The 22,159-nt window shown below is 70.5% G+C and carries 23 protein-coding genes; 13 read left to right on the top strand and 10 right to left on the bottom strand.

What is annotated here, in order from left to right; translation table 11 throughout:
* Positions 1–59 precede the first annotated feature (59 nt).
* The 3 genes from ABID77_RS02730 (at position 60) to bla (ending at position 2,809) form a co-directional block, all read left to right on the top strand.
* Positions 60–833: a hypothetical protein gene (locus ABID77_RS02730; RefSeq protein WP_429590494.1), complete on the top strand. Its 774-nt coding sequence runs from the start codon at positions 60–62 to the stop codon at positions 831–833.
* A 146-nt stretch (positions 834–979) separates the two neighbouring features.
* Positions 980–1,672 carry a mobilization protein gene (locus ABID77_RS02725; protein WP_429590491.1) on the top strand — a complete coding sequence of 231 codons (693 nt, stop codon included), beginning with the start codon at positions 980–982 and terminating at the stop codon, positions 1,670–1,672.
* Positions 1,673–1,870: 198 nt separating this feature from the next.
* Complete coding sequence (gene bla, locus ABID77_RS02720; protein ID WP_429590488.1) at positions 1,871–2,809, top strand: class A beta-lactamase; 939 nt, start codon at positions 1,871–1,873, stop codon at positions 2,807–2,809.
* A gap of 25 nt (positions 2,810–2,834) precedes the next feature.
* On the opposite strand, the gene ABID77_RS02715 is transcribed toward bla, so the two are convergent.
* The 7 genes from ABID77_RS02715 to ABID77_RS02685 all read right to left on the bottom strand — a co-directional run bounded on the left by ABID77_RS02715 (position 2,835) and on the right by ABID77_RS02685 (position 9,333).
* Positions 2,835–3,344: a disulfide bond formation protein B gene (locus ABID77_RS02715; protein ID WP_429590485.1), complete on the bottom strand. Its 510-nt coding sequence runs from the start codon at positions 3,342–3,344 to the stop codon at positions 2,835–2,837.
* A 239-nt stretch (positions 3,345–3,583) separates the two neighbouring features.
* A complete protein-coding gene (locus ABID77_RS02710) occupies positions 3,584–4,672 on the bottom strand; it encodes a sulfate/molybdate ABC transporter ATP-binding protein (RefSeq protein WP_429590482.1) in 1,089 nt (362 codons plus the stop codon).
* A gap of 22 nt (positions 4,673–4,694) precedes the next feature.
* Positions 4,695–5,621: a sulfate ABC transporter permease subunit CysW gene (gene cysW / locus ABID77_RS02705; RefSeq protein WP_429590479.1), complete on the bottom strand. Its 927-nt coding sequence runs from the start codon at positions 5,619–5,621 to the stop codon at positions 4,695–4,697.
* Entirely contained in the window at positions 5,618–6,514 is an 897-nt protein-coding gene (cysT, locus tag ABID77_RS02700; RefSeq protein WP_429590475.1) for a sulfate ABC transporter permease subunit CysT, read from the bottom strand. Before cysT ends, cysW begins: the two co-directional genes overlap by 4 nt.
* A 4-nt stretch (positions 6,515–6,518) precedes the next feature.
* A complete protein-coding gene (locus ABID77_RS02695) occupies positions 6,519–7,529 on the bottom strand; it encodes a sulfate ABC transporter substrate-binding protein (protein WP_429590472.1) in 1,011 nt (336 codons plus the stop codon).
* A gap of 84 nt (positions 7,530–7,613) precedes the next feature.
* Positions 7,614–8,255 (bottom strand): peroxiredoxin, encoded by a 642-nt coding sequence (locus ABID77_RS02690; protein ID WP_429590469.1) that lies wholly within the window; start codon positions 8,253–8,255, stop codon positions 7,614–7,616.
* A 139-nt stretch (positions 8,256–8,394) separates the two neighbouring features.
* On the bottom strand, positions 8,395–9,333 hold the full coding sequence (locus ABID77_RS02685) for a LysR family transcriptional regulator (RefSeq protein WP_429590466.1): 939 nt from the start codon (positions 9,331–9,333) through the stop codon (positions 8,395–8,397).
* Between the two features lie 122 nt (positions 9,334–9,455).
* Between ABID77_RS02685 and ABID77_RS02680 the strand changes: the two genes are divergently transcribed.
* On the top strand, positions 9,456–10,088 hold the full coding sequence (locus ABID77_RS02680) for an FMN-dependent NADH-azoreductase (protein ID WP_429590463.1): 633 nt from the start codon (positions 9,456–9,458) through the stop codon (positions 10,086–10,088).
* A gap of 78 nt (positions 10,089–10,166) precedes the next feature.
* On the opposite strand, the gene ABID77_RS02675 is transcribed toward ABID77_RS02680, so the two are convergent.
* From ABID77_RS02675 to ABID77_RS02665, 3 genes are all read right to left on the bottom strand, one after another.
* Complete coding sequence (locus ABID77_RS02675; RefSeq protein WP_429590460.1) at positions 10,167–10,718, bottom strand: NADPH-dependent FMN reductase; 552 nt, start codon at positions 10,716–10,718, stop codon at positions 10,167–10,169.
* 66 nt (positions 10,719–10,784) lie between these two features.
* Positions 10,785–11,720: a serine O-acetyltransferase EpsC gene (gene epsC, locus ABID77_RS02670; RefSeq protein WP_429590456.1), complete on the bottom strand. Its 936-nt coding sequence runs from the start codon at positions 11,718–11,720 to the stop codon at positions 10,785–10,787.
* 108 nt (positions 11,721–11,828) lie between these two features.
* Positions 11,829–12,851, bottom strand: a complete 1,023-nt coding sequence (locus ABID77_RS02665) for a sulfate ABC transporter substrate-binding protein (RefSeq protein WP_429590453.1) — start codon at positions 12,849–12,851, stop codon at positions 11,829–11,831.
* A gap of 163 nt (positions 12,852–13,014) precedes the next feature.
* Here ABID77_RS02665 and ABID77_RS02660 point away from each other — a divergent pair, with 163 nt between their 5' ends.
* From ABID77_RS02660 to cysD, 9 genes are all read left to right on the top strand, one after another.
* Positions 13,015–13,287 carry an oxidative damage protection protein gene (locus tag ABID77_RS02660; protein WP_429590450.1) on the top strand — a complete coding sequence of 91 codons (273 nt, stop codon included), beginning with the start codon at positions 13,015–13,017 and terminating at the stop codon, positions 13,285–13,287.
* Between the two features lie 23 nt (positions 13,288–13,310).
* Positions 13,311–15,479 carry an FAD-dependent 5-carboxymethylaminomethyl-2-thiouridine(34) oxidoreductase MnmC gene (mnmC, locus tag ABID77_RS02655; RefSeq protein WP_429590447.1) on the top strand — a complete coding sequence of 723 codons (2,169 nt, stop codon included), beginning with the start codon at positions 13,311–13,313 and terminating at the stop codon, positions 15,477–15,479.
* Between the two features lie 216 nt (positions 15,480–15,695).
* A complete protein-coding gene (locus tag ABID77_RS02650) occupies positions 15,696–16,049 on the top strand; it encodes a hypothetical protein (RefSeq protein ID WP_429590444.1) in 354 nt (117 codons plus the stop codon).
* 89 nt (positions 16,050–16,138) lie between these two features.
* Positions 16,139–17,035: a transglutaminase family protein gene (locus ABID77_RS02645; protein WP_429590441.1), complete on the top strand. Its 897-nt coding sequence runs from the start codon at positions 16,139–16,141 to the stop codon at positions 17,033–17,035.
* A gap of 162 nt (positions 17,036–17,197) precedes the next feature.
* Positions 17,198–17,944 carry an extensin family protein gene (locus ABID77_RS02640; RefSeq protein ID WP_429590439.1) on the top strand — a complete coding sequence of 249 codons (747 nt, stop codon included), beginning with the start codon at positions 17,198–17,200 and terminating at the stop codon, positions 17,942–17,944.
* A 255-nt stretch (positions 17,945–18,199) separates the two neighbouring features.
* The gene (locus ABID77_RS02635; RefSeq protein WP_429590436.1) at positions 18,200–19,990 is read left to right on the top strand and encodes a nitrite/sulfite reductase; all 1,791 of its coding nucleotides are present in this window, start codon (positions 18,200–18,202) and stop codon (positions 19,988–19,990) included.
* On the top strand, positions 19,987–20,394 hold the full coding sequence (locus ABID77_RS02630) for a DUF934 domain-containing protein (RefSeq protein WP_429590433.1): 408 nt from the start codon (positions 19,987–19,989) through the stop codon (positions 20,392–20,394). Before ABID77_RS02635 ends, ABID77_RS02630 begins: the two co-directional genes overlap by 4 nt.
* Before the next feature lie 70 nt (positions 20,395–20,464).
* Positions 20,465–21,115 (top strand): phosphoadenosine phosphosulfate reductase family protein, encoded by a 651-nt coding sequence (locus ABID77_RS02625; protein WP_429590429.1) that lies wholly within the window; start codon positions 20,465–20,467, stop codon positions 21,113–21,115.
* A gap of 50 nt (positions 21,116–21,165) precedes the next feature.
* Positions 21,166–22,125, top strand: a complete 960-nt coding sequence (gene cysD / locus ABID77_RS02620) for a sulfate adenylyltransferase subunit CysD (RefSeq protein ID WP_429590426.1) — start codon at positions 21,166–21,168, stop codon at positions 22,123–22,125.
* Positions 22,126–22,159 lie beyond the last annotated feature (34 nt).

Genomic DNA, 22,159 nt, shown 5'->3' with positions numbered 1-22,159 from the left:
AAGGAGAATCCGGCCGCCGGCCAGCGGTGGGCCGAGCCCGTGATGATAACGTGCGCCTCATGCACCGAATCCGCTTTCCGTCCCCTGTCTCCGCCGTGCGCCCGGCATCGGCCGCCGTCCTGTGCTGCGCGATCGGGCTGGCCGGCCTCGCGGGCTGCGCCGCCTTCCGCGAGACCGATCGTCGCGAGCCCTACGCCACGCAGGAGTGGGCGCAGTCGAGCGCCAACCGCCTCGCCAACCTGGCCGTGCGCGACAACCTGGAGTCGATCCGGCGCGTGCAGCTCTCGCTCTACCGGCGCAACCCGCGCGAGTGGCGCAAGTGGGCACCGAGCGCCGACGAGGCGATCGCGCGCACCTGGGACGCCGTGATGCACGACGCGCCGCCGCCCGACCTGCGCGGCGCCAAGGGCATCGACGCGGTGCGGCTCGCCTTCGACGCGGCGCCGCCCGCGCCCTACGCCGGCGACCGCGTCGCCGCGCTGGTGTTCGGCTGGGCCTCGATGCTCAAGGAGGCCAACGGCGGCACCTGGTCGCAGACGATGGTCGACGGCGTCGACGCCGAGAACGCCTACCGCGCGGCGCGCAACGTCGAGATCTCGCTGTGGCTCATCGGCTCGAAGACCGGCGCCGACGGCCAGCCCCTGCTGCTGGCCACCGAGGTCAGCGAGCGCGGCCGCAACCTGGTGGTCGACCGCGAACTGTCGAAGGTGGTCGCGCGGCTCGACCTGCTGGCCGCCCAGGCGGACGAGAAGTACCGGCGCGCGGCGCTGGACTTCACGCAGGGCTGGATGCTGGGCAACCTGGGGCCGTTCCTGTCGCTGGCCAAACGATGACCATGCACTGAATACCGGGCCTCCAGCCGCTCGGATCGCGGTTTTCCGCGAAATTCGTCACGCACGGACTTTTAGAATGCCGGGTGGTCTTTCGTTTCCACGCTCGTCCTTTCTCCATCCCCTTTCCTCCTTCCATCCCACACTCCATGAGCTCCATCAATTTCATCGGCGGCGAAAAAGGCGGCGTCGGCAAATCCGTCGTCTCGCGCGTCCTGGCGCAGTACTTCATCGACCACAGCCGGCCCTTCACCGGCTTCGACACCGACCGCTCGCACAGCTCGTTCGCGCGCTTCTACCAGGGCTTCGCCTCGCCGGTGGTGGTCGACAGCTTCGAAGGACTCGACACCGTCGTGAACGGCTTCGAGACCAACCCGCAGCAGAGCGCGATCGTCGACCTGGCCGCCCAGACGCTGGCGCCGCTGGCGCGCTGGATCAAGGAGTCGGACCTGCTGGGCGTGTTCGAGGAACTGGGCGTGGCCGTGAACTTCTGGCACGTGCTCGACGACGGCAAGGACTCGAGCGAGCTGCTCGGCACCCTGGTCGACACCTTCGGCAGCAAGCCCAACTACATCGTGGTGCAGAACTACGGCCGCGGCGGCGACTTCGCCCAGCTGCTGGGCTCGCCCTCGCTCGCCAAGGCCACCGCCAGCGGCGCCCACGTGATCGCCCTGCCGCGCCTGCACGAGGCCAGCATGCGCAAGATCGACGCCAACGACACCAGCTTCTGGAAGGCGATCAACGACCGCGAGAGCCCGCAGGCGCTCGGCCTGCTCGAACGACAGCGCGTGAAGACCTGGCTGGCCAACGCCTACGCGGCGTTCGACACGCTGCCGCTCTGAGTCGTCGTCGTCTCCGGCGCCGTCACGGGCCGCGGACCGTCCGAGGGCGGATCTGAGGCCTGCGGCTGCCGAGTCCGGGCCCAAGGTCCCGGGCCTTTTCAGACCATGCTCCGCTCTTGCCGAGCCGGCCTGCCGGTCACGGCGTGAGCCGTGACCGCAAAGCCCGATCATCACCGCAAAGCCGTTAGCAGATTGAAGATGGACAGAAGAACTTTCGCGCTGGGTCTGGCGCCGCTGCTGACCCTCGCGGCCCATCCGTCGCGGGCCCGGACGTCGCCGGCGGAGGTCGCGCGATCGCCGGCCGCGCCGACGGTGCTGGCATCGACCGGCACGCAACGTGCCCTGCGGCGCATCGAAGCCGCCGCCGGCGCCCGGCTGGGTGTCGCCCTCCTCGACACGGCCACCGGGCAGCGCGTCGGCCATCGCGCCGACGAGCGCTTTCCGATGTGCAGCACCTTCAAGTTCCTGGCCGCGGCGCTGGTGCTGCGGCGGGTCGACCAGGGCGTCGAATCGCTCGACCGCCCGGTCGCCATCGACGCCGCCCGGCTCGTGACCTACTCCCCCGCCACCGGCCGCCACGCCGGCGGCCACATGACGATGGGCGCGCTGTGCGAGGCCGCCGTCACCCTGAGCGACAACGGCGCCGCCAACCTGATGCTGGAGAGCTTCGGCGGACCGGCCGGCCTGACCCGCTTCGCGCGTTCGCTGGGCGACGACGTCACGCGCCTCGACCGCTTCGAGACCGCCCTCAACGAGGCGACCCCCAACGATCCCCGCGACACCACCTCGCCGGCGGCGATGCTCGACCTGATGCGCCAGCTGCTGCTCGGCCGCGCCCTCGCCCCGGCGTCGCGCGACCGGCTGCGCGGATGGATGCTCGGCAACACCACCGGCGCCACCAGCCTGAAGGCCGGCCTGCCCCCCGACTGGCTGATCGGCGACAAGACCGGCGCGGGCGGCCACGGCACGCGCAACGACATCGCGATCGTCCGGCCGCGCGGCGACGGCGCGCCGGTGCTCGTGGCGGCCTATCTGACCGGCGCGACCGCGCTCGACGACGCGGCGCAGCGCCGGGTGCTGGCCGAGGTCGGCGCGCTGCTGCCGGACTTCGTGGCGACGGCGTCGACCTCCGGCTGAACGGACGCGACGCCGGTCGCCCCGGCTACGTCCGCAGCCGGGGGCGCCGCGCCAGCGTCAACGCCAGCAGCAGCACCGCGAACACCGCGAAGCACACGAACGACCAGTTGGCGATCGACAAGCCCAGGAAGCTCCAGTCGACCTTGCTGCAGTCGCCGCTGCCGCGGAAGATCATCGGCAGCGCGCGCTGCAGCGGAAAGGTCTCGATCATTCCGTAGATGTCGCGCCCGCAGGTGACGACCTCCGGCGGGTACCACTGCAGCCAGCTCTGCTGCGCCGCCGTGTAGGCCCCGCCGACCGAGAACAGCAGCGCCAGCCCGGCGCCGGTGCGCTGCAGCGCCGGGCCGCGCGACAGGGCCGCCAGGCCGGTGAACAGCGCCACCCCGATCAACGCATAGCGTTGGACCACGCACATCGGGCACGGCTCCAGGCCGACGACGTGCTGCAGATACATGCCGAAGACCAGCATGGCGACGCAGGCGGCGCAGATGAACGCGAGCGCGCGCCGGGGCGCGCCGAAGAACCAGGAGATCACGGTGAAAAGCCCTCGAAGACGGAAAGATCCGGATGCGGGCGGCGTGACAGCGTCGGTCGCCGCCGGCCCGTCCGGGTGTGCGCGGATTATCGGAGCCCGATCCGGCGCCCGGGTTCCGGCGCCGTCGCGGCGATTCCGAAAACGTCCGGCGCCGGAAGGCGTGGCAGGCGCTGCGGCGACCCCGTCGATGCCCCCCGGAAGCGGCATCGACGCGCGGCGGGCGCCCTCGCCCCCGCCCCTCAGGCCGGCTGCACGAACAGCCGCACGTTGCGCGGCGTCGCCAGCACGCGGTCGCCCTCGCGCAAACCCGTGGCCTGGAACTGCTGGGACGGCATGTGCACCTCGATCACGGCCGGCGAGGCGGCGGCATGGGCGGCGTGCGAGGCCAGGGGTTCGAGTTCCAGCCGCGCGGTCGGGCCGACGACGATGGCGCGCGTGATGGTCGCGGCGATGCCGTTGCCGCCCTCGACCCAGGGCGCGAGCTCGAACTCGTGCGGGCGCACATAGGCCATCGCCTTGCCGTCGGCCACGTCCCGGTGCTCGGGCGCGTCGATGCGCAGACCGCCCACGCTCACCTCGCCGCTCTGCGCGCGGCCGTGGAACAGGTTCACGTCGCCCAGGAAGCTGTAGACGAACGGGCTGGCCGGGTGGTCCCAGACGTCCTGCGGCGAGCCGCTCTGCTCGATGCGGCCCTGGTTGATGACGACCACGCGGTCGGCCACTTCCAGCGCTTCCTCCTGGTCGTGCGTGACGAAGATCGAGGTGACGTGCAGTTCGTCGTGCAGGCGCCGCAGCCAGCGGCGCAGTTCCTTGCGCACCTTGGCGTCGAGCGCGCCGAAGGGCTCGTCGAGCAGCAGCACCTTGGGCTCCACCGCCAACGCGCGTGCCAAGGCGATGCGCTGGCGCTGGCCGCCCGAGAGCTGCGGCGGATAGCGGTCGGCGATCCAGTCGAGCTGCACCAGCTTGAGCAGCTCGTGCACCTTGGCCTTGATCTGCGCGTCCGAGGGACGCTGGTCGCGCGGCTTCACGCGCAGGCCGAAGGCCACGTTCTCGAACACCGTCAGGTGCCGGAACAGCGCGTAGTGCTGGAACACGAAGCCGACCTTGCGCTCGCGCACGTGGACGTCGGTGGTGTCCTCGCCGTAGAAGTGGATGCTGCCCGCGTCGGCCGTCTCCAGCCCCGCGATGATGCGCAGCAGCGTGGTCTTGCCGCAGCCCGAGGGGCCCAGCAGCGCGATCAGCTCGCCCGAATCGATGTCCAGGCTGACGTCGCGCAACGCCTGGAAATCGCCGAAATGCTTGCTGACGTTCCTGATTTCGATGCTCATGGTGTGTTTCTTCCCTGACGGTTCAATGCGCGGCGGCCGCGCCGGCGGCGGTGGCGGCGTCGACCGACGGCGGCCGCTCCGGCGGCAGGTCGGCGGCGGCCCTGAGGTCGCGCTCGTGGCGCCATTCGATCACCGACTTGATGACCAGCGTGACGATCGCCAGCAGCGCCAGCAGCGAGGCCACGGCGAAGGCCGCGACCGACTGGTACTCGTTGTAGAGCACCTCGACGTGCAGCGGGATGGTGTTGGTCTGGCCGCGGATGTGGCCCGAGACCACCGACACCGCGCCGAACTCGCCCATCGCCCGCGCGTTGCACAGGATCACGCCGTAGAGCAGGCCCCACTTGATGTTGGGCAGGGTCACGCGCCAGAAGGTCTGCCAGCCGGTCGCGCCCAGCACCATCGCCGCCTGCTCCTCGTCCGTGCCCTGGGCCTGCATCAGCGGCACGAGTTCGCGCGCGATGAACGGGAAGGTCACGAAGACCGTCGCCAGCACGATGCCCGGCACGGCGAAGATGATCTTGACGTCGTGCGCCGCGAGCCACGGCCCGAACCAGCCGTGCGCGCCGAACACCAGCACGTAGATCAGGCCGGCGACCACCGGCGACACCGCGAACGGCAGGTCCACCAACGTGGTCAGGAAGGCCTTGCCGCGGAACTCGAACTTGGCGATGGCCCAGGCCGCGCAGACGCCGAACACCAGGTTCAGCGGCACGGTGATCGCGGCCACCAGCAGCGTCAGCCGGATGGCGCTCCAGGCGTCGGGTTCCTTGAGCGCGGCGAAGAAGGCGTCGACGCCCTTGCTCAGCGCCTCGGTGAACACGGCCGCCAGCGGCAGCACCAGGAACAGGGCGATGAACAGCAGCGCCAGCCCGATCAGCAGGCGCCGCACCCAGGCCGATTCGGTGGTGCCGGCCATCGCGCGGCGCGCGGGGTTCGGCGCGCTCATGCCGAGGCTCCCGCGGAACGCCGCCGCTGCCACGCCTGCAGCCCGTTGATGACCAGCAGCATCGCGAAGGACACCACCAGCATCACCAGCGCCACGGCGGTGGCGCCGCCGTAGTCGTACTGCTCCAGCTTGCCGATGATGATCAGCGGCGTGATCTCCGAGATCATGGGCATGTTGCCGGCGATGAAGATGACCGAGCCGTACTCGCCGATGGCGCGTGCGAAGGCCATCGCGAAGCCGGTCAGCAGCGCCGGCAGGATGGTCGGCAGGACGACGCGCGTGAAGGTCTGCCAGCGCGTCGCGCCCAGGCAGGTCGCGGCCTCCTCCAGTTCCTTCTCGGAGTCTTCCAGCACCGGCTGCACCGTGCGCACCACGAAGGGCAGGCCGATGAAGATCAGCGCGATCACCACGCCGGCCGGCGTGAACGCCAGTTTGATGCCCAGCGGCTCCAGGTACTGCCCGATCCAGCCGTTGCCCGCCAGCAGCGCCGTCAGCGCGATGCCCGCCACGGCCGTGGGCAGCGCGAACGGCAGGTCGACCAGCGCGTCGACGATCTTCTTGCCCGGGAACTTGTAGCGCACCAGCACCCAGGCCACCAGCAGGCCGGCGAACAGGTTGACCACCGCCGCCAGGAAGGAGGCGCCGAAGGTCAGGCGGTAGGACGCCATCACGCGCGGCGCGCTGATGGCGGTCCAGAACTGATCCCAGGTCAGGGTGAATGTCTTGAAGACGAGCGTCGACAGCGGGATCAGGACGATCAGGCTGAGGTAGAGCAGCGTGTAGCCGAGCGTGATGTTGAAGCCCGGGAGCACGCGTCGGGAGACCCCGCGCCCGCCGGGGCGCGAGGTCGACCCCGCCGCCGGAGACGGCAGGGCCGTGATGGTGGCACTCATGGGATTACCTGGCGCCGGTGTAGATCTTGTCGAACTGGCCGCCGTCGTTGAAGTGGACCTTCTGCGCCTCGCCGAGGCTGCCGAAGATCTCCTGCACCGTGAACAGCTGCAGCGGCTTGAAGGTGCCGGCGTACTTCTTCAGCACCGCGGCCGAGCGCGGACGCAGCGCGTGCTTGGCGGCGATCTCCTGGCCCTCCTCGGAATACAGGAAGTCGAGGTAGGCCTTGGCGACGGCGCCGGTGCCCTTCTTGGCGACGGTGCGCTCGACGATGGCCACCGGGTTCTCGGCCAGCACGCTGATCGAGGGGTACACGGCGTCGACCTTGCCGGCGCCGAATTCGCGGTCGATCGACAGCGACTCCGATTCGAAGGTGATCAGCACGTCGCCGATGTTGCGCTGCAGGAAGATGGTGGTGGCGTCGCGCCCGCCCTTGCCCAGCACCGGCACGTTCTTGAACAGCTTGCCGACGAACTCGGCCGCCTGCGCGTCGGTGCCGCCCTTCTTCTTCACGTAGCCCCAGGCGGCCAGGTAGGCGTAGCGGCCGTTGCCACCGGTCTTGGGGTTGACCACGATGACCTGCACACCCGGCTTGATCAGGTCGTCCCAGTCCTTGATGTTCTTCGGGTTGCCGTTGCGCACCAGGAAGATCGAGGTCGACAGCGTGGGCGAGGCGTTGTCCGGGAAGCGCTTGGCCCAGTCCTTCGCGACCACGCCGTTGGCGGCGAGGAAGTCGACGTCGGTGGTGGTGTTGAAGGTGACGACGTCGGCCTCCAGGCCGTCGTTGACCGCGCGCGCCTGCGCGCTGGAGCCGCCGTGGGCCTGGTCGATCTTCACGTCCTGGCCGGTCGCCTTCTTGTAGCTGGCGATGAAGGCGGGATTGATGTCCTTGTAGAACTCGCGCGCCACGTCGTAGGAGGCGTTGAGGAGCGTCGTGGTCTGCGCGAGGGCGGCGCCGCCGAAACCGGCGGAGGCGAGCACCACGGCGGTGGCGAAGGTCTTGAAACGGAAATTCATCGAATTCTGAACAAAAGAGGAAGAGGAAGAAGCGGAAAAACGCGGCAGCGGCCGCGTTTCATGTCGTGGGGTGTCGGGACCGAACTACTTGTTGGGCTGCGGCGTCACGCGCAGGTAGGGTCGGACGGCCTTGAAACCCTTGGGAAAGCGTTCCGCCAACTCGGCCGGGTCCTGGATGCTCGGGACGATGACGACGTCGTCGCCGTCCTTCCAGTTGGCCGGCGTCGCGACCTTGTGGCTGTCGGTGAGCTGCAGCGAATCGACGACGCGCAGCAGTTCGTCGAAGTTGCGCCCGGTGCTCGCCGGGTAGGTCAGCGTGGCGCGGATCTTGTGCTGCGGATCGATCCAGTAGACGGTGCGCACGGTCGCCGTGGTGGAGGCGTTGGGGTGGATGAGGTCGTAGAGCTCGGCGATCTTGCGGTCCGGGTCGGCCAGGATCGGGAAGTCGACCGTGGTGGACTGCGTCTCGTCGATGTCGGCGATCCACTCGCGGTGCTTGTCCGCCGGGTCGACGCTGATGGCGATGGGCTTCACGCCGCGCTTGGCGAACTCGCTCGACAGCGCCGCCGTGCGACCCAGTTCGGTCGTGCACACCGGCGTGAAATCGGCCGGGTGCGAGAACAGGATGACCCATGAATCGCCGGCCCAGTCGTAGAAACGGATGGTGCCGGTGCTGGATTCCTGCGTGAAGTCGGGTGCGGTGTCGCCGATGCGAAGCGTGGCCATGGGATCCTCTCCTCGGAAGTTGGGCAGCGATTGTCGGAACGATCGCTCAGAAGGGGAACGAATATCTACTTGTTTGGATATTCGTTTTTGTGCATGAAGAGGACGGGGACATGCCAGCCGACGCCTTCAAACGCTCGGATCAGGACCGTCCGGGCCGGCTCGCCTCGGTCAGCACGTGCGGATCGTCGCCGTCGAGCCGTTCGGCCAGGAAATCGATCAGCGCGCGTACCGCCGGCACCAGGGCACGGCGCGGCGGGTACATGGCATGGACGATGCCCGGCGGCGGGCCCCAGCCCGGCAACACCTCGACCAGCGTGCCGGCCTTGAGGTCGGCGCGGCACATGTAGTCGGGCAGCAGGCCGGCGCCGACGCCCTGCAGGATGGCGCACTTGAGCGTGAGCAGGTCGTCGGCGACGAAGCGCGGCGCGTGCGCGGCCTCGTGCGTGCGGCCGTCGGGACCGAGGAGCGTGGTGGTGGCGCGGCCGTCGCCCACGCTCATCGACACGGTGTCGAGCCGGGCCAGGTCGTCCGGCCCGGCCAGCGGTCCGTGCGCGCGCAGGCGATCGGCGTTCATCACCAGCAGGCTGCGGCTGAGTCCGAAACGGCGCGCGGCCAGCGTGGCGCTGTCCTCGACCGTGGTGCGCACGCGCAGGGCCATGTCGACACCCTCCTCCACCGGATCGACCGGCCGGTTCACCACCCGCATCTCGATGCGCACGTGGGGATGACGCCGCATGAACAGCGGCAGCGACGGCCCGACGCTCGCCTGCGCCAGCGTCACCGGGCAGCTCAGGCGCACCGTGCCGCGCGGCTCGGTCTGCACCTGCGCCACCGCCTCGTCCGCCGCGACCGCGGCATCGCGCAGCGCCGTGCAATGGCGCAGGTAGATCTCGCCCGCCGGCGTGAGCGACAGGCGCCGCGTGCTGCGCTGGAGCAGCTGCACGCCCAGGTGGGCCTCCAGCTCGGCGACGTGGCGCGACAGCCGCGACTTGGGCACGCCCAATGCCCGGCTGGCCGCCGTGAAACCGCCGCGCTCGGCGACTTCGGCAAAGAACACCATGTCGTTGAGGTCTTGCATCCGACTCATTGTTCCACTGGAAGAACTCCTTTGGTCGTTTTCGAGCACTTATCGAAGACTCGATTCAAAAATAGAATGATTTCATCGTCTTTCCATCCTGACCTCTTCCACAGGGAGCTGCCATGAAACTGCTGCACATCGATTCCAGCGTCCTCGACGCCCAGTCCGTCTCGCGCCAACTGAGCGCCGAAGTGGTCGCCGAGTGGCGCCGCGTCCACCCCGACATCGAGGTCGAATACCTCGACTTGGCCGTCGACGCGCCCAGCCACTTCGACGCCCACTCGCTCGGCGCCAAGACCGGCGCGCAGGCCGAGCCCACCGAGCGCCAGGCGCACGAGAACGCGGTCTCCGAGCGTCTGGTGAGCCAGTTCCTGGCGGCCGACGTGGTCGTGGTCGGCGCCCCGCTCTACAACTTCTCGGTGCCGACCCAGCTCAAGGCCTGGCTCGACCGCGTGGCGCAGAAGGGCCGCACCTTCAACTACGGCGCGACCGGTCCGGTCGGCCTGGCCGGCGGCAAGACCGTGATCGTGGTGTCCACGCGCGGCGGCATGTACTCGACCACCGAGGGCGGCCGCGCGGCCGAGCACCAGGAGAGCTACCTGAAGGTGATGTTCGGCTTCTTCGGCATTACCGACGTGCGCATCGTGCGCGCCGAGGGCCTGAACATGGGCGAGGCGGCCAAGGCGGCGGCGATCGCGTCGGCGCGCGAGGCGATCGTGCGGACGGCGCGCGAAGAGGCCGAAGCCACGGCCTGATCCGCGCCCGGCGCCAGCGCCACGAATGGAAAACGCCCGCGATCGCGGGCGTTTCCTCTGGTGCCGTGGCCCCGGCGATCAGCCGTTGTGGATCTTCACCCAGGCGACGTACTTGTCGACCCAGGTCTGCAGGAACTTGCGGCTGTCCTCGCCGACGTGGCCCTTGTCGTCGAACAGGCCTTCCTTGTTCTGGATGAAGGCCTCGGGCTGGCCGAGCGTGGGCACGTCGAGGTAGGCCAGCACGTTGCGCAGGTGCTGCTGCGCCAGCGCGGTGCCGATGGCACCGACCGACACGCCGATCACGCCGGCGGGCTTGCCGCCCCACACGCTCTGGCCGTAGGGCCGCGAGGCATGGTCGATGGCGTTCTTGAGCACGCCGGGGATCGAGCGGTTGTATTCCGGCGTGATGAACAGCAGGCCCTGCGCCGACGCGATCTCGGTCTTGATGCGCTGCACGGACGGCGCCGGATGGCCGTCGTCGTCCTGGTTGTAGAGCGGCAGGTCGCCGATCTCGATGTGCTCGAAGGTGAAGTCCTCCGGGGCGAGGTGCGCCAGGGCGAGCGCGAGCTTGCGGTTGAACGAATCCTTGCGCAGGCTACCGACGACGACGGCGATCTTGTACTGGCTCATGGGCGATGGGCTCCGGTTGGAAGTGGATGGTTCGGACGAGCGTGACAGATGGCGCCGCGCTGTCTGTCAGACGCGGTCGGCCGGCACGCAGCCCAGGCGCGGCTGGATGCCGTTCTGCAGGCTGGCCTGCGTCAGGCTGGCGCCGGCGGGCACGTCGTGCGTGATCCAGACGTTGCCGCCGATGACCGCGCCGCGCCCGAGCGTCACGCGCCCGAGGATGGTGGCACCGGCGTAGATGACGACGTCGTCCTCGACCACCGGATGGCGCGCCAGGCCCTTGCGCAGCACGCCGTCGGCGTCGACCGGGAAGCCCTTGGCGCCCAGCGTCACGGCCTGGTAGACCCGCACGCGCTCCCCGATGACGGCCGTCTCGCCGATCACGACGCCCGTGCCGTGGTCGATGAAGAAGCCCGCGCCGATGGCCGCGCCCGGATGGATGTCGATGCCGGTCTGCGCATGCGCCAGCTCGGCGACGATGCGCGCGAGCAGCGGCAGCCCCAGCCGATAGAGCGCATGGGCGAGGCGGTGGTGGATCATGGCCAGCACGCCCGGATAGCACAGCAGCACCTCGTCGACGCTGCGCGCGGCCGGATCGCCCTGGAAGGCGGCGAGCACGTCGCTGTCGAGCAGGCGGCGGATCAGAGGCAGCTCGGCGCCGAAGGCGCGCACCGCATGCGTGGCCCCGGCATCCACCTGTGGGTCGTCGGCACCGTGCTGGCGCGCGACGTAGCGCAGTTCGAGCCGGGCCTGCGCCTCCAGGCGGGCCAGCGCGGCGTCGATGGTGTGGCCGACGTAGAAGTCCTCGCTCTCGTGGCGCAGCTCCGGCGGGCCCAGGCGCATCGGGAAGAGCGCGCCCTTGAGCGCCTCGACGATGTCCTCCATCGCCTCGCGGGACGGGAACTCGCGTCCCATGGGTTCGCGGGAGCGCTTGCGCGCGTCCCGCCATTCGTGGCGCGCCTCGCGCAGCGCGCGCACGATGTCGTCGATCTCGTACTGGGCCATCTGCCTTCCTCGTGATGTCCGCTCGCCGGCCCGATGCGGCCGGGATTGCGGGAGGAAGGAAGTATCCAACAAGGCCACGGCGCTCGTCGGATCGCGGCCCGCCACGCCTTACTTGACGGTGTAGATCTGGTCGAAGGACGCGTTGTCGGCGAAGTGGTCCTTGTCGGCCTTGGTCCAGCCGCCGAAGGCCTGGTCGACGGTGAACAGCGTCAGCTTGGCGAACTGCTTGTCGTACTTGGCCTTGGCCTTGTCCGAGGTCGGGCGGTAGTAGTTCTTGCCGGCGATGTCCTGGCCCTCGTCGGAATAGAGGTACTTCAGGTACTCCTCCGCCACGGCGCGGGTGCCCTTCTTGTCGACCACCTTGTCGACCACGGCCACGGTGGGCTCGGCCAGGATGCTGACCGACGGCGTCACGATCTCGTACTTGCCGGCGCCGAACTCCTTCTGCGCCAGGTAGGCCTCGTTCTCCCAGGCCAGCAGCACGTCGCCGACGCCGCGCTGGACGAAGGTGATGGTCGAGCCGCGCGCGCCGGTGTCGAGCACCGGCACGTTCTTGTAGAGGTTGGCGACGAATTCCTTGGCCTTGGCGTCGCCGCCGTACTTGCGCTTGGCGAACTCCCAGGCGGCGAGGTAGTTCCAGCGCGCGCCGCCGGAGGTCTTGGGATTGGGCGTGATGACCTGCACGCCGGGCTTGACCAGGTCGTCCCAGTCCTTCAGGCCCTTGGGATTGCCCTTCTTGACCAGGAACACGATGGTCGAGGTGTAGGGCGCCGAGTTGTGCGGCAGGCGCTTCTGCCAGTCGGCCGGCAGCAGGTTGCCGTTCTTGGCCAGCGCGTCGACGTCGGCGGCCAGCGCCAGGGTGGCGACGTCGGCCTCCAGCCCGTCGATGATCGAGCGGGCCTGCTTGCCGGAGCCGCCGTGCGACTGGCGCACCGCGACGTCCTGGCCGGTCTTGGCCTTCCAGTGCTTGGCGAAGGCCTGGTTGTATTCGACGTAGAGCTCGCGCGTCGGGTCGTACGACACGTTGAGCAGGTTGACGGTCTGGGCGAACGACGGCAGCGCCGAAAGGGCCATGCCGCCCGCGACGGCGGCACCGAGGGAAAGCTTGATAAAGTCGCGGCGAAGGCTCATGGGTCGGCTCGTTCTATGAAGGGCAGGTCGAAGAAGCCGCCGATTCTGAATCGGACGTTGCGAACCAGGAACGATTGAATTCTTGGTTCCAAATAACCAGATCAAATAAGGACCGCCCCGCGCGGTCCGTCCATCCCCCACTCGAACAGCAGGAAACAGAACAATGGCACGCATGGTCCAGTGCATCAAGCTCGGCAAGGAAGCGGAGGGTCTCGACTTCCCGCCGTATCCGGGCGAACTCGGCAAGCGCCTGTGGGAGAGCGTCAGCAAGGAGGCCTGGGCCGCCTGGCTCAAGCAGCAGACGATGCTGGTCAACGAGAACCGCCTGAACCTGGCCGACCAGCGCGCCCGCGAGTATCTCAAGCGCCAGATGGACAAGCACTTCTTCGGCGACGGCGCCGACGCGGTGCAGGGCTACGTCCCGCCCAGCGCCTGAACGCGGCCACGTCGCCTTCCGCATTGCCCGCGCCGCCCGCGTCGCCCGCTCCGATCGACCGGCGCCGACCGGACACGCCGTCGGACGTCGCGGACGACGGCGAGCCGTCCCGGCGCTGGCAGGGCCTCGCGCAGTGGCGCGTCCTCGACACCGGTTTCACCACGGGCGCGCGCTTCCTCGCCGCCTGGCGGGCGTGGTGTACCGATGCGCGGCGGCCCCGGATGCTGCATTGGGTGGCCCTGACGTCGCGTCCCGTACCGGCGGACGCCCTCGGCTCGCCCGCAGGCATGGACGATCCGGATGGGCTTCGAAGCCTGCTGGCCGACCAGTGGCACGGCCTGCTGCCGGGTTTCCATCGCCTTTCCTTCGACGACGGCCGCGTGCTGCTGACCCTGTGCGTCGGCGAGGTGCAGCCGATGCTGCGCGCGCAGCACTTCGAGGCCGACGAGATCGTCGTCGACGCCTCGACGCTGCGGGCGATCGATCCGGCATCGGCACCCGACGCGACCATCGGTCCGTCGTCGACCCCGACCACCGCCATCGACCTGGCCAAGGCCCTGGCCCGCTTCGCCCGGCCGGGCACCCGGATCCGGGCCGACGTCGAAGCGCCGGCTTTTCGCGCCGCGCTGGAGCCGCAGGGTTTCCGGCTGAGCGCGATCGGCGATGACGGTCGCACGGCCTCCACACCGGCCGGCACGCCGATGGCTTCCGACCCGATCGGCATCGACGTCACTGCCCGCCCCCACGGAGCGCCCCGTCCCGTCCACGCATCCGGCTTGGTCGGTGAATTCGCTCCGACGTGGAACGTGCGTGGGCGATCGGCCGCAGCGACCGGGAGCGGCGACGCCGTTCCCGGCCACTGCATCGTCGTCGGCGCCGGGCTCGCCGGTGCCGCCGTGGCGGCCAGTCTGGCGCGGCGCGGCTGGCGGGTGACGGTGCTCGACGCCGGAGCGCAAGCCGCGACGGGCGCCTCCGGCGTGCCGGCGGGCGTCTTCGCGCCGCACGTCTCGTCCGACGACGCCCTGCTCTCGCGCCTGACCCGCGCCGGGCTGCGCCTGACGCGCCAGCAGCTGCGCGCGCTCCTGCGCGAGGACGTCGACTGGCGCGACGGCGGCGTGCTGGAGCGCCGCGCAACCGGCGACGACCGGCTGCCCGCCGGCTGGCGGGCCGACGGCCCGAACGAATCCTGGCGCGCCACGCCGGCCCGGCTGGCCGCCCACGGCCTGCCGGCGGACGCCACCGCGCTGTGGCACGCGCGCGCCGGCTGGGTGCGGCCGGCCCGGCTGGTCGAGGCCTGGCTCGCATCGCCGGGCATCGCGCTGAAGACGCGGGCGAGGGTCGGCCGGATCGAGCGCATCGCGGACGGGGTCGAAGCGGATGGCCGCGAGGACCAGGGTGCCGACAACGGCGCCGTCGCCGATGCCCGCACCTTCGCCGGCAGCCATAGCGACGCCCCGGACGGCGCACGGCGCCGGGCGCGCTGGGCCGTGCTCGACGCCGACGGCCGACGCCTCGCCGAAGGCGACCGGGTCGTCGTCGCCGCCGGCTTCGAGAGCGCCGCCCTGGCCGGATCGCGGGTGCCGCTGCAGCGCGTGCGCGGTCAGCTCGCCTGGGGCCGCATGGACCTCGCCATCGGCCTGGCCGACACGCTGCCGACGACGCCGCTCAACGGCGACGGCCACCTGGTCGCCCACGTCCCCGACGCGGCCGGCGCCTTCTGGCTCACCGGCGCGACCTTCGACCGCGACCGCGGCGACGTCGGAATCTCGGCATCCGACACCGAGGCCAACCTGGCGCGCCTGGCGCGGCTGCATCCGGCCGCCCACGCGCTGCTGACGGGCGTCGCGACGCCCGCCGAGGCGCGCGAGACCTCGACGCAGCGGGACGGCAACGCGCCGCATCGGGCCGACGGCGTCCGCGCCTGGGCCGGCGTGCGCTGCGCGTCGGCCGACCGCCGTCCGCTGGTCGGGCCGCTCGACCCCGACCTGCCCGACGGACCGTGGCTCTGTACCGCGTTGGGGTCGCGCGGCCTGAGCTTCGCGGTGCTGTGCGCGGAGCTGCTGGCGGCGCGCTGGCATGGCGAGCCCCTGCCGCTGCCTGCGACGCTGGCGCAAGCGCTGGACACGGCCCGCACGGCGCGCGCGCCCCGCACGGCCGCCGTGCCGAGCGCGAAGGCTCCCAGGATCGTCTGACACCTGGCGCCGGACGACTGCGGCAGCGCCACGGCACGCACAAAGCTCCACCTCGTCGGTAGGACCGCTCCCGCATTCCGAAGCGACATGTGCCGCGCGCGCCCGGAGATCGGATGCCGCGATGGTGAACGTCCGGACATCGAGCGGGACGCGCCGTCCGACGCCATCTCGCCCGCATCCCGCTCACCTCTTCACCCCTCGACCAGGACATCCACCATGAACCAATCCTCCTCCGCATCCCACCCCGCCCGCGACGGGCGTCCCGACGACACGGACGCCGCCGACCGGCGCGTCGAGGACGACGCGGCGATCGACGCCATCGGGCCGCATGGCGTGGACGAGCCCACGGGCGATGCCGTCCTCGGCGGCGGCGGGCCCGACACGGCGCCGCTGAACTTCGACGACGACGAGATCTATTCGGGCCGGGGCAACAACGCGCGCACCGGCGGCACCACGCACGCCGCGGGCGGCGACAGTGGCCGGCTGGGCCCGCCGGCGGAGCAGCTCTCCGGCACCAACACGCCCAGCGATCCGGACGCGAAGAAGGCCGACCCGGACGACGCGGCCTGAATCTTGCACCGATGCCGGCGTGGCCCATGGCCATCCGGCATCGCGGTCGCCTGCCGGCACCGTCGGTCTGCCGCACCGCACAATCCCCCATGCCTACTCGCTACGACATCGTCCACACGACGCTCTACCGCTATTCGAAGCCGGTCACCTTCGGGGAACACCGCGTCATGTTCCGGCCCCGCGACAGCCATGACCTGCGCGTGCTGGCCACCGACCTGAAGGTCAGCCCCAACGCCATCGTGCGCATGATCCAGGACCCGCACTCCAACTCGGTGGCGCTGGTGCAGCCGCTCGGCCCGGCGACCGAACTGCGACTGGTGTGCTCCTTCACCATCGAGCGCGCCGACGTCATGCAGGACCTGTCGCTGCTGTCGCCGGCGGCCGAGTTCCTGCCCTTCGCCTACTCGCTGCAGGACCGGCTCGACCTGGAGCACTACCTGCGTCCGCACCACGACGACCCCGACGGCAAGCTCATCGCCTGGGCGCACCAGTTCTTCCTCAACGGCGGACCGACCCACACGCGCGACCTGCTCGCGCGCATGAACCAGCACATCTTCCAGCAATTCCGCTACGAGATGCGCGACGAACAGGGCACGCAGACCCCGCTGCAGACGCTCGCGCGCGGCAGCGGCAGCTGCCGCGACTACGCCCTGCTGATGATGGAGGCGGCGCGCCGGCTGGGCGTGGCGACGCGCTTCGTCTCGGGCTACCTCTACGACGCCGCGCTCGACGCCAACGCGATGCCCGGCGGTGTCGCCACCACCGGCGCGGGCGCCACGCACGCCTGGCTGCAGGCCTACCTACCGGGCGCCGGCTGGGTGGCGTTCGACCCGACCAACAACCTGCTGGGCGGCAACCAGCTCATCCGCGTCGCCGTGGCGCGCGATCCGGCCTTTGCGGCGCCGGTCTCGGGCAGCTGGTTCGGCGAGCCCGACGCCTACGTCGGCCTGGAGGCCACGGTCCAGGTGAGCCGGCGCGCCAAGTGACGGTCCAGCGTCCGACGCCCCGGCCGGTCGCGGCGCGTCGGCGCGACCTCCGGCGGCGTCTCGCGCAGTGAGCGCCGACCCCGCGCCACGCGCCCTCGTCTCCCGGTGGCGCCCGGTGTTTTCCTTCAGCAGCGGCCTTCGCGCGTGCGTAGAAAAGTCTTCATGGTTCTTCGCTGGATCGTTCTCCTGCTCGTCGCCGCGCTCGCCGCCGCGGCCTACGCGATCCATGTCGGCGCCTTCACCGTCCCGGCGCGGTACAACCCCTGGGCGCCATTGCAGGTCGAGGCCGAGCCCGACTGGCTGACCGACATCCGGCTCGCCCGCACCCGGCGCGATCCGGCGCTGTGCGCCGCCGCCCTGGCCAGCACCGGCATGCAGTACGACCCGGTGCCCGACCGCGCGACCGGTCCGGGCTGCGGCTTCAGCCACGCGGTGCGGCTGCGCACGGCGCCGGTGCGTTTCGGCACCGCGCCGCTCACGCTGAGCTGTCCGATGGCGCTGTCGTTCTACATGTGGGAGCGGCATGCGCTGCAGCCCGCCGCCGAGGCCCGCTACGGCCAGCGCGTGGCGGCCATCGAGCACCTCGGCAGCTATGCCTGCCGCAACGTCAACCTCGGCGAGGGCGCGGCGTCGGGCGCCTCGCGCAGCCGCCACGCGACGGCCGATGCCCTGGACGTCGCGGCCTTCGTGCTGGCCGACGGCCGGCGCATCTCGCTGGTGCGCGACTGGCGCTCGCCCGAGGTCGACGACGATCCGGCCGTGGTGTCGGTGCCCACCGCCGCGCTGCTGCTGCGCGATGCGCGCCGGGGGGCGTGCCGGTTCTTCGACGGCGTGCTCGGCCCCGACTACAACGCGGCCCACCGCGACCATTTCCACCTGGAGACGGGCGGCTTCGGGATGTGCCGTTGAACGCCCCTGCGCTGCGCGGCGCCGTCGGGTCCTGGACAATCGGGGTCCGCAGCGCCTTTTTTCCGTGTCGGCCCCGCCTCGATCGCCCTTATCCGGGAATCGGAGCTTTTCGCCCCGCAGCCCGCATGGAGACTGGCGAATATGCTTATCCGCATAAAGCGCGAATTAGAAAATAGTTTGTTTCCATAAGCCGCGCTTCTACAGTTCCGCCTCTCTTGACGGGCGCCCGCGCCGCATTCCAAGACCCCACCCACGATGTATCAATACACAGACTTCGACCGCCAGTTCGTGCGCCAGCGCGCCGACCAGTTCCGCGACCAGCTCGGCCGCTGGCAGACCGGCAAGCTCAGCGAGGAGGAATTCCGCCCGCTGCGCCTGCAGAACGGCTGGTACGTCCAGCGCTACGCGCCGATGCTGCGCGTGGCCGTGCCCTACGGCGAGCTCTCCAGCCGCCAGATCCGCGCCCTGGCCGTCATCGCCCGCGAGTACGACGAGCCCGAGGCCGAGGTCTACCGCACCGCCCTGGAGACGCAGGGCGCGCTGGGCACCGCGACCTTGCCCACGCACTACGCGCACTTCACCACGCGCACCAACGTCCAGTACAACTGGATCCCGCTGTCGAAGAGCGCCGACGTCATGGACCTGCTCGCCAGCGTCGACATGCACGGCATCCAGACCAGCGGCAACTGCATCCGCAACATCACCACCGACGAACGCGCCGGCATCGCCCGCGACGAGGTCGCCGATCCGCGCCCCTTCGCGGAGATCATGCGCCAGTGGTCGACGCTGCACCCGGAGTTCGCCTTCCTGCCGCGCAAGTTCAAGATCGCCATCACCGGCGCCACCGAGGACCGCGCGGCCACCGACTGGCACGACGTCGGCCTGAAGCTGGTGCGCAATGAAGCCGGCGAGCTGGGCTTCAAGGTGGCGGTGGGCGGCGGCATGGGCCGCACGCCGATGGTCGGGCCGGTCGTGCGCGAGTTCCTGCCCTGGAACCAGATCATGAATTACCTGGAAGCCGTGGTGCGGGTCTACAACCGCTACGGCCGCCGGGACAACAAGTACAAAGCGCGCATCAAGATCCTGGTGAAGGCCGAGGGGCAGCAGTACGTCGACGACGTCGAGCGCGAGTACCGCGAGATCGTCGAGATCGACGGCGGCCCGCACACCATCACGCAGGCCGAATTCAACCGCGTCGCCGCGAGCTTCGTGCCGCCGGCGCTGGCCGCGCGCCAGGACGCGATGCCCGCCGGCGAGCGCGACGCGCTGCTGCAGCGCCAGGTCGCCGCCAGCGTGCCCTTCGCGCGCTGGATCGCCCGCAACGTCGCCCTGCACGCCGACCCCGCCCTGCGCGCGGTCACGCTGTCGTTCAAGCGCCGCCTGCAGGCGCCGGGCGACGCCTCGGCCGACCAGCTCGACGTGCTGGCCGGACTGGTCGACCGCTTCTCCGCCGGCGAGGCCCGCGTGACGCACGACCAGAACATCCTGCTGCCCTGGGTGCACGCCGAGGACCTGTTCGAGCTCTGGCAGGCCGCCAGCGACGCCGGCCTGGCGAGCGCCAACGTGCACCTGCTCACCGACATGATCGCCTGCCCCGGCGGCGACTTCTGCGCCCTGGCCAACGCCCGCTCGATCCCGATCGCCGAGGCCATCACCGAGCGCTACCAGGACCTCGACGAACTCGACGACATCGGCGAGATCGACCTGCACATCAGCGGCTGCATCAACTCCTGCGGCCACCACCACAGCGGCCACATCGGCATCCTGGGCGTCGACAAGGACGGCAAGGAGTGGTACCAGGTGACCCTCGGCGGCTCCGACGGCAGCGCGCTGAGCGGCAAGTCGGCCGCCGGCAAGGTGATCGGCCCGTCGTTCTCGGCGCCCGAGGTGCCCGACGTGATCGAGGCCGTGCTCACCACCTACCGCGACACCCGCCTGGCCGGCGAGACCTTCATCAACACCGTGCGGCGCGTCGGGCTCGACCCGTTCAAGGCCGCCGCCAACGCCGCGCGCTTCGCCGTGGCCGCCCAGGAGAGCGCATCGTGACGCTGCAACCCATCCGCCTCGTCTCGGCCGAGGACCACGCCGACGGCGCCGTCGACGACCCGAAGGTCGTGCGCCTGCCCAACGACGCCGACCCGTACACGCTCAAGGACCGGCTCGACGCCATCGAGCGCATCGACCTCGACTTCCCGCAGTTCCACGACGGCCGCGCCTTCAGCCAGGCCTTCCTGCTGCGCCGCCGCCTGGGCTTCAAGGGCGACATCCGCGCCACCGGCGACGTGCTGATCGACCAGCTGGTGCAGATGGAGCGCACCGGCTTCTCCAGCGCGGCGCTCAAGCCGGGCGTGGACGCCGCCGACGCGCAACGCCAGTTCGAGCGCTTCCCGGCCTTCTACCAGGGCGACGCCGTGGAGATCGAGCCGCTCTTCGCGCGCGCCGAGGCCTGATTCCCGCGCGCATCCGGCCGCGCCCGCCCGTCGGGCCGCGGCACGCCCCGACAAGAAAACGCACCGCCCCATGAACGCCATCGTCCGATCCGCTTCCGCCACCGACATCGACCTCGCCGACGTCAACGCCCGCCTCGGCCGCGACGCCCAGGGCCTGGTGGACTGGGCCATCGGCCTGGACCGCCCGACCATCGTCACCACCAACTTCCGCCCCTTCGAGGCCGTGATCCTGCACATGGTGACCCGCGCCCGGCCGGACGTGCCGGTGGTGTGGATGGACAACGGCTACAACACCGAGGCCACCTACCGCTTCGCCGACGAGCTGGCGAAGCAGCTCGACCTCGACCTGCGGATCTACCTACCGCGCCGCTCGCGCGCGCACCGCGAGGCGGTCGACGGCGCCACCCCGGCGCTGGACGACCCGCGCCACGCCGCCTTCACCGAGGAGGTGAAGCTCGAGCCCTTCGCCCGCGCCCTGCGCGAGACGGCCCCGAAGGTCTGGTTCACCGCCCTGCGCGCCACCGACACCGCCGTGCGCGCCCAGATGGACCCCGTCAGCGTGAACCCCGACGGGCTGGTCAAGGTGGCGCCCCTGCTGCACTGGACCTCCAAGGACCTGCACGCCTACTGCCAGGCGCATGGCCTGCCCAACAACTTCGACTACGTGGATCCGACCAAGGGCGAGGACAACCGCGAGTGCGGCCTGCACCTGGCGCACTGAACCGGCGTCGCCCCCGTCTTTCTCCCTTTCCCTTCCAGACCCCCCGATCCATGAACGCCCGCTCCGAAGCCGACCTGCAGACGCAGGCCCGCACCGCCCCGGCCACGGCCCGCCTGTCCAACGCCCACCTCGACGCCCTCGAGGAGGAGGCCATCTTCATCCTGCGCGAGGTCGCCGCGGCCTTCGAGCGCCCGGCACTGCTGTTCTCCGGCGGCAAGGATTCGCTGGTGCTGCTCAAGTGCGCCGAGAAGGCCTTCGGCACCGGCCGCATCCCCTATCCGCTGCTGATGATCGACACCGGCCACAACTTCCCCGAGGTCACCGACTTCCGCGACTTCCGGGCGAAGGAACTGGGCGCCGAGCTGATCGTGCGCAGCGTCGAGGACTCGATGCTGCGCGGCACGGTGCGCCTGGCGCACGCGGGCGAGTCGCGCAACGCGCACCAGTCGGTGACATTGCTCGAGGCCATCGAGGAGTTCCGCTTCGACGCCCTCATCGGCGGCGCGCGGCGCGACGAGGAGAAGGCGCGCGCCAAGGAGCGCATCTTCTCGCACCGCGACGCCTTCGGCCAATGGCAGCCCAAGGACCAACGCCCCGAGCTGTGGACGCTGTTCAACACGCGCCTGTCGCCGGGCGAGCACTTCCGCGTCTTCCCGATCTCCAACTGGACCGAGCTCGACGTCTGGCAGTACATCGAGCGCGAGGCCATCGCCCTGCCGTCGATCTACTACACGCACCAGCGCCCGGTGGTCGACCGCCGCGGCCTGCTGGTGCCCGTGACGCCGCTGACCCCGCCGCGCGACGGCGAGGAGGTGCAGGTGCGCGACGTGCGCTTCCGCACCGTGGGCGACATCACCACCACCTGTCCGGTGCCCAGCCTCGCGGCCGATGCCGGCGACGTGGTGCTGGAGACGCTGTCGGTCGACGTCAGCGAGCGCGGCGCGACGCGCATGGACGACATGACGTCGGAAGCCTCGATGGAAAAGCGGAAAAAGGACGGTTACTTCTAGACCACCCCCAGGCTTGCCCGCTGCGCGTGGCAGC

Origin of the sequence: Variovorax sp. PvP013 (assembly GCF_050435945.1) — a bacterium.
In the GTDB taxonomy this organism is placed as follows: Bacteria; Pseudomonadota; Gammaproteobacteria; order Burkholderiales; family Burkholderiaceae_C; genus Variovorax.
Note: the sequence above shows the minus strand (reverse complement) of the source record. Positions and strands in the feature narration are given on the sequence as shown.

Excerpts from the sequence above, each read along its gene's own strand:
- ABID77_RS02635 (WP_429590436.1), top strand. The coding sequence starts at position 18,200 with ATGTATCAATACACAGACTTCGACCGCCAGTTCGTGCGCCAGCGCGCC.
- ABID77_RS02710 (WP_429590482.1), bottom strand. The coding sequence starts at position 4,672 with ATGAGCATCGAAATCAGGAACGTCAGCAAGCATTTCGGCGATTTCCAG.
- bla (WP_429590488.1), top strand. The coding sequence starts at position 1,871 with ATGGACAGAAGAACTTTCGCGCTGGGTCTGGCGCCGCTGCTGACCCTC.
- ABID77_RS02680 (WP_429590463.1), top strand. The coding sequence starts at position 9,456 with ATGAAACTGCTGCACATCGATTCCAGCGTCCTCGACGCCCAGTCCGTC.
- ABID77_RS02695 (WP_429590472.1), bottom strand. The coding sequence starts at position 7,529 with ATGAATTTCCGTTTCAAGACCTTCGCCACCGCCGTGGTGCTCGCCTCC.
- ABID77_RS02660 (WP_429590450.1), top strand. The coding sequence starts at position 13,015 with ATGGCACGCATGGTCCAGTGCATCAAGCTCGGCAAGGAAGCGGAGGGT.
- epsC (WP_429590456.1), bottom strand. The coding sequence starts at position 11,720 with ATGGCCCAGTACGAGATCGACGACATCGTGCGCGCGCTGCGCGAGGCG.
- ABID77_RS02625 (WP_429590429.1), top strand. The coding sequence starts at position 20,465 with ATGAACGCCATCGTCCGATCCGCTTCCGCCACCGACATCGACCTCGCC.
- ABID77_RS02645 (WP_429590441.1), top strand. The coding sequence starts at position 16,139 with ATGCCTACTCGCTACGACATCGTCCACACGACGCTCTACCGCTATTCG.
- ABID77_RS02665 (WP_429590453.1), bottom strand. The coding sequence starts at position 12,851 with ATGAGCCTTCGCCGCGACTTTATCAAGCTTTCCCTCGGTGCCGCCGTC.
- ABID77_RS02685 (WP_429590466.1), bottom strand. The coding sequence starts at position 9,333 with ATGCAAGACCTCAACGACATGGTGTTCTTTGCCGAAGTCGCCGAGCGC.
- ABID77_RS02650 (WP_429590444.1), top strand. The coding sequence starts at position 15,696 with ATGAACCAATCCTCCTCCGCATCCCACCCCGCCCGCGACGGGCGTCCC.
- ABID77_RS02690 (WP_429590469.1), bottom strand. The coding sequence starts at position 8,255 with ATGGCCACGCTTCGCATCGGCGACACCGCACCCGACTTCACGCAGGAA.
- ABID77_RS02640 (WP_429590439.1), top strand. The coding sequence starts at position 17,198 with ATGGTTCTTCGCTGGATCGTTCTCCTGCTCGTCGCCGCGCTCGCCGCC.
- ABID77_RS02725 (WP_429590491.1), top strand. The coding sequence starts at position 980 with ATGAGCTCCATCAATTTCATCGGCGGCGAAAAAGGCGGCGTCGGCAAA.
- ABID77_RS02675 (WP_429590460.1), bottom strand. The coding sequence starts at position 10,718 with ATGAGCCAGTACAAGATCGCCGTCGTCGTCGGTAGCCTGCGCAAGGAT.
- cysW (WP_429590479.1), bottom strand. The coding sequence starts at position 5,621 with ATGAGCGCGCCGAACCCCGCGCGCCGCGCGATGGCCGGCACCACCGAA.
- cysD (WP_429590426.1), top strand. The coding sequence starts at position 21,166 with ATGAACGCCCGCTCCGAAGCCGACCTGCAGACGCAGGCCCGCACCGCC.
- cysT (WP_429590475.1), bottom strand. The coding sequence starts at position 6,514 with ATGAGTGCCACCATCACGGCCCTGCCGTCTCCGGCGGCGGGGTCGACC.
- ABID77_RS02730 (WP_429590494.1), top strand. The coding sequence starts at position 60 with ATGCACCGAATCCGCTTTCCGTCCCCTGTCTCCGCCGTGCGCCCGGCA.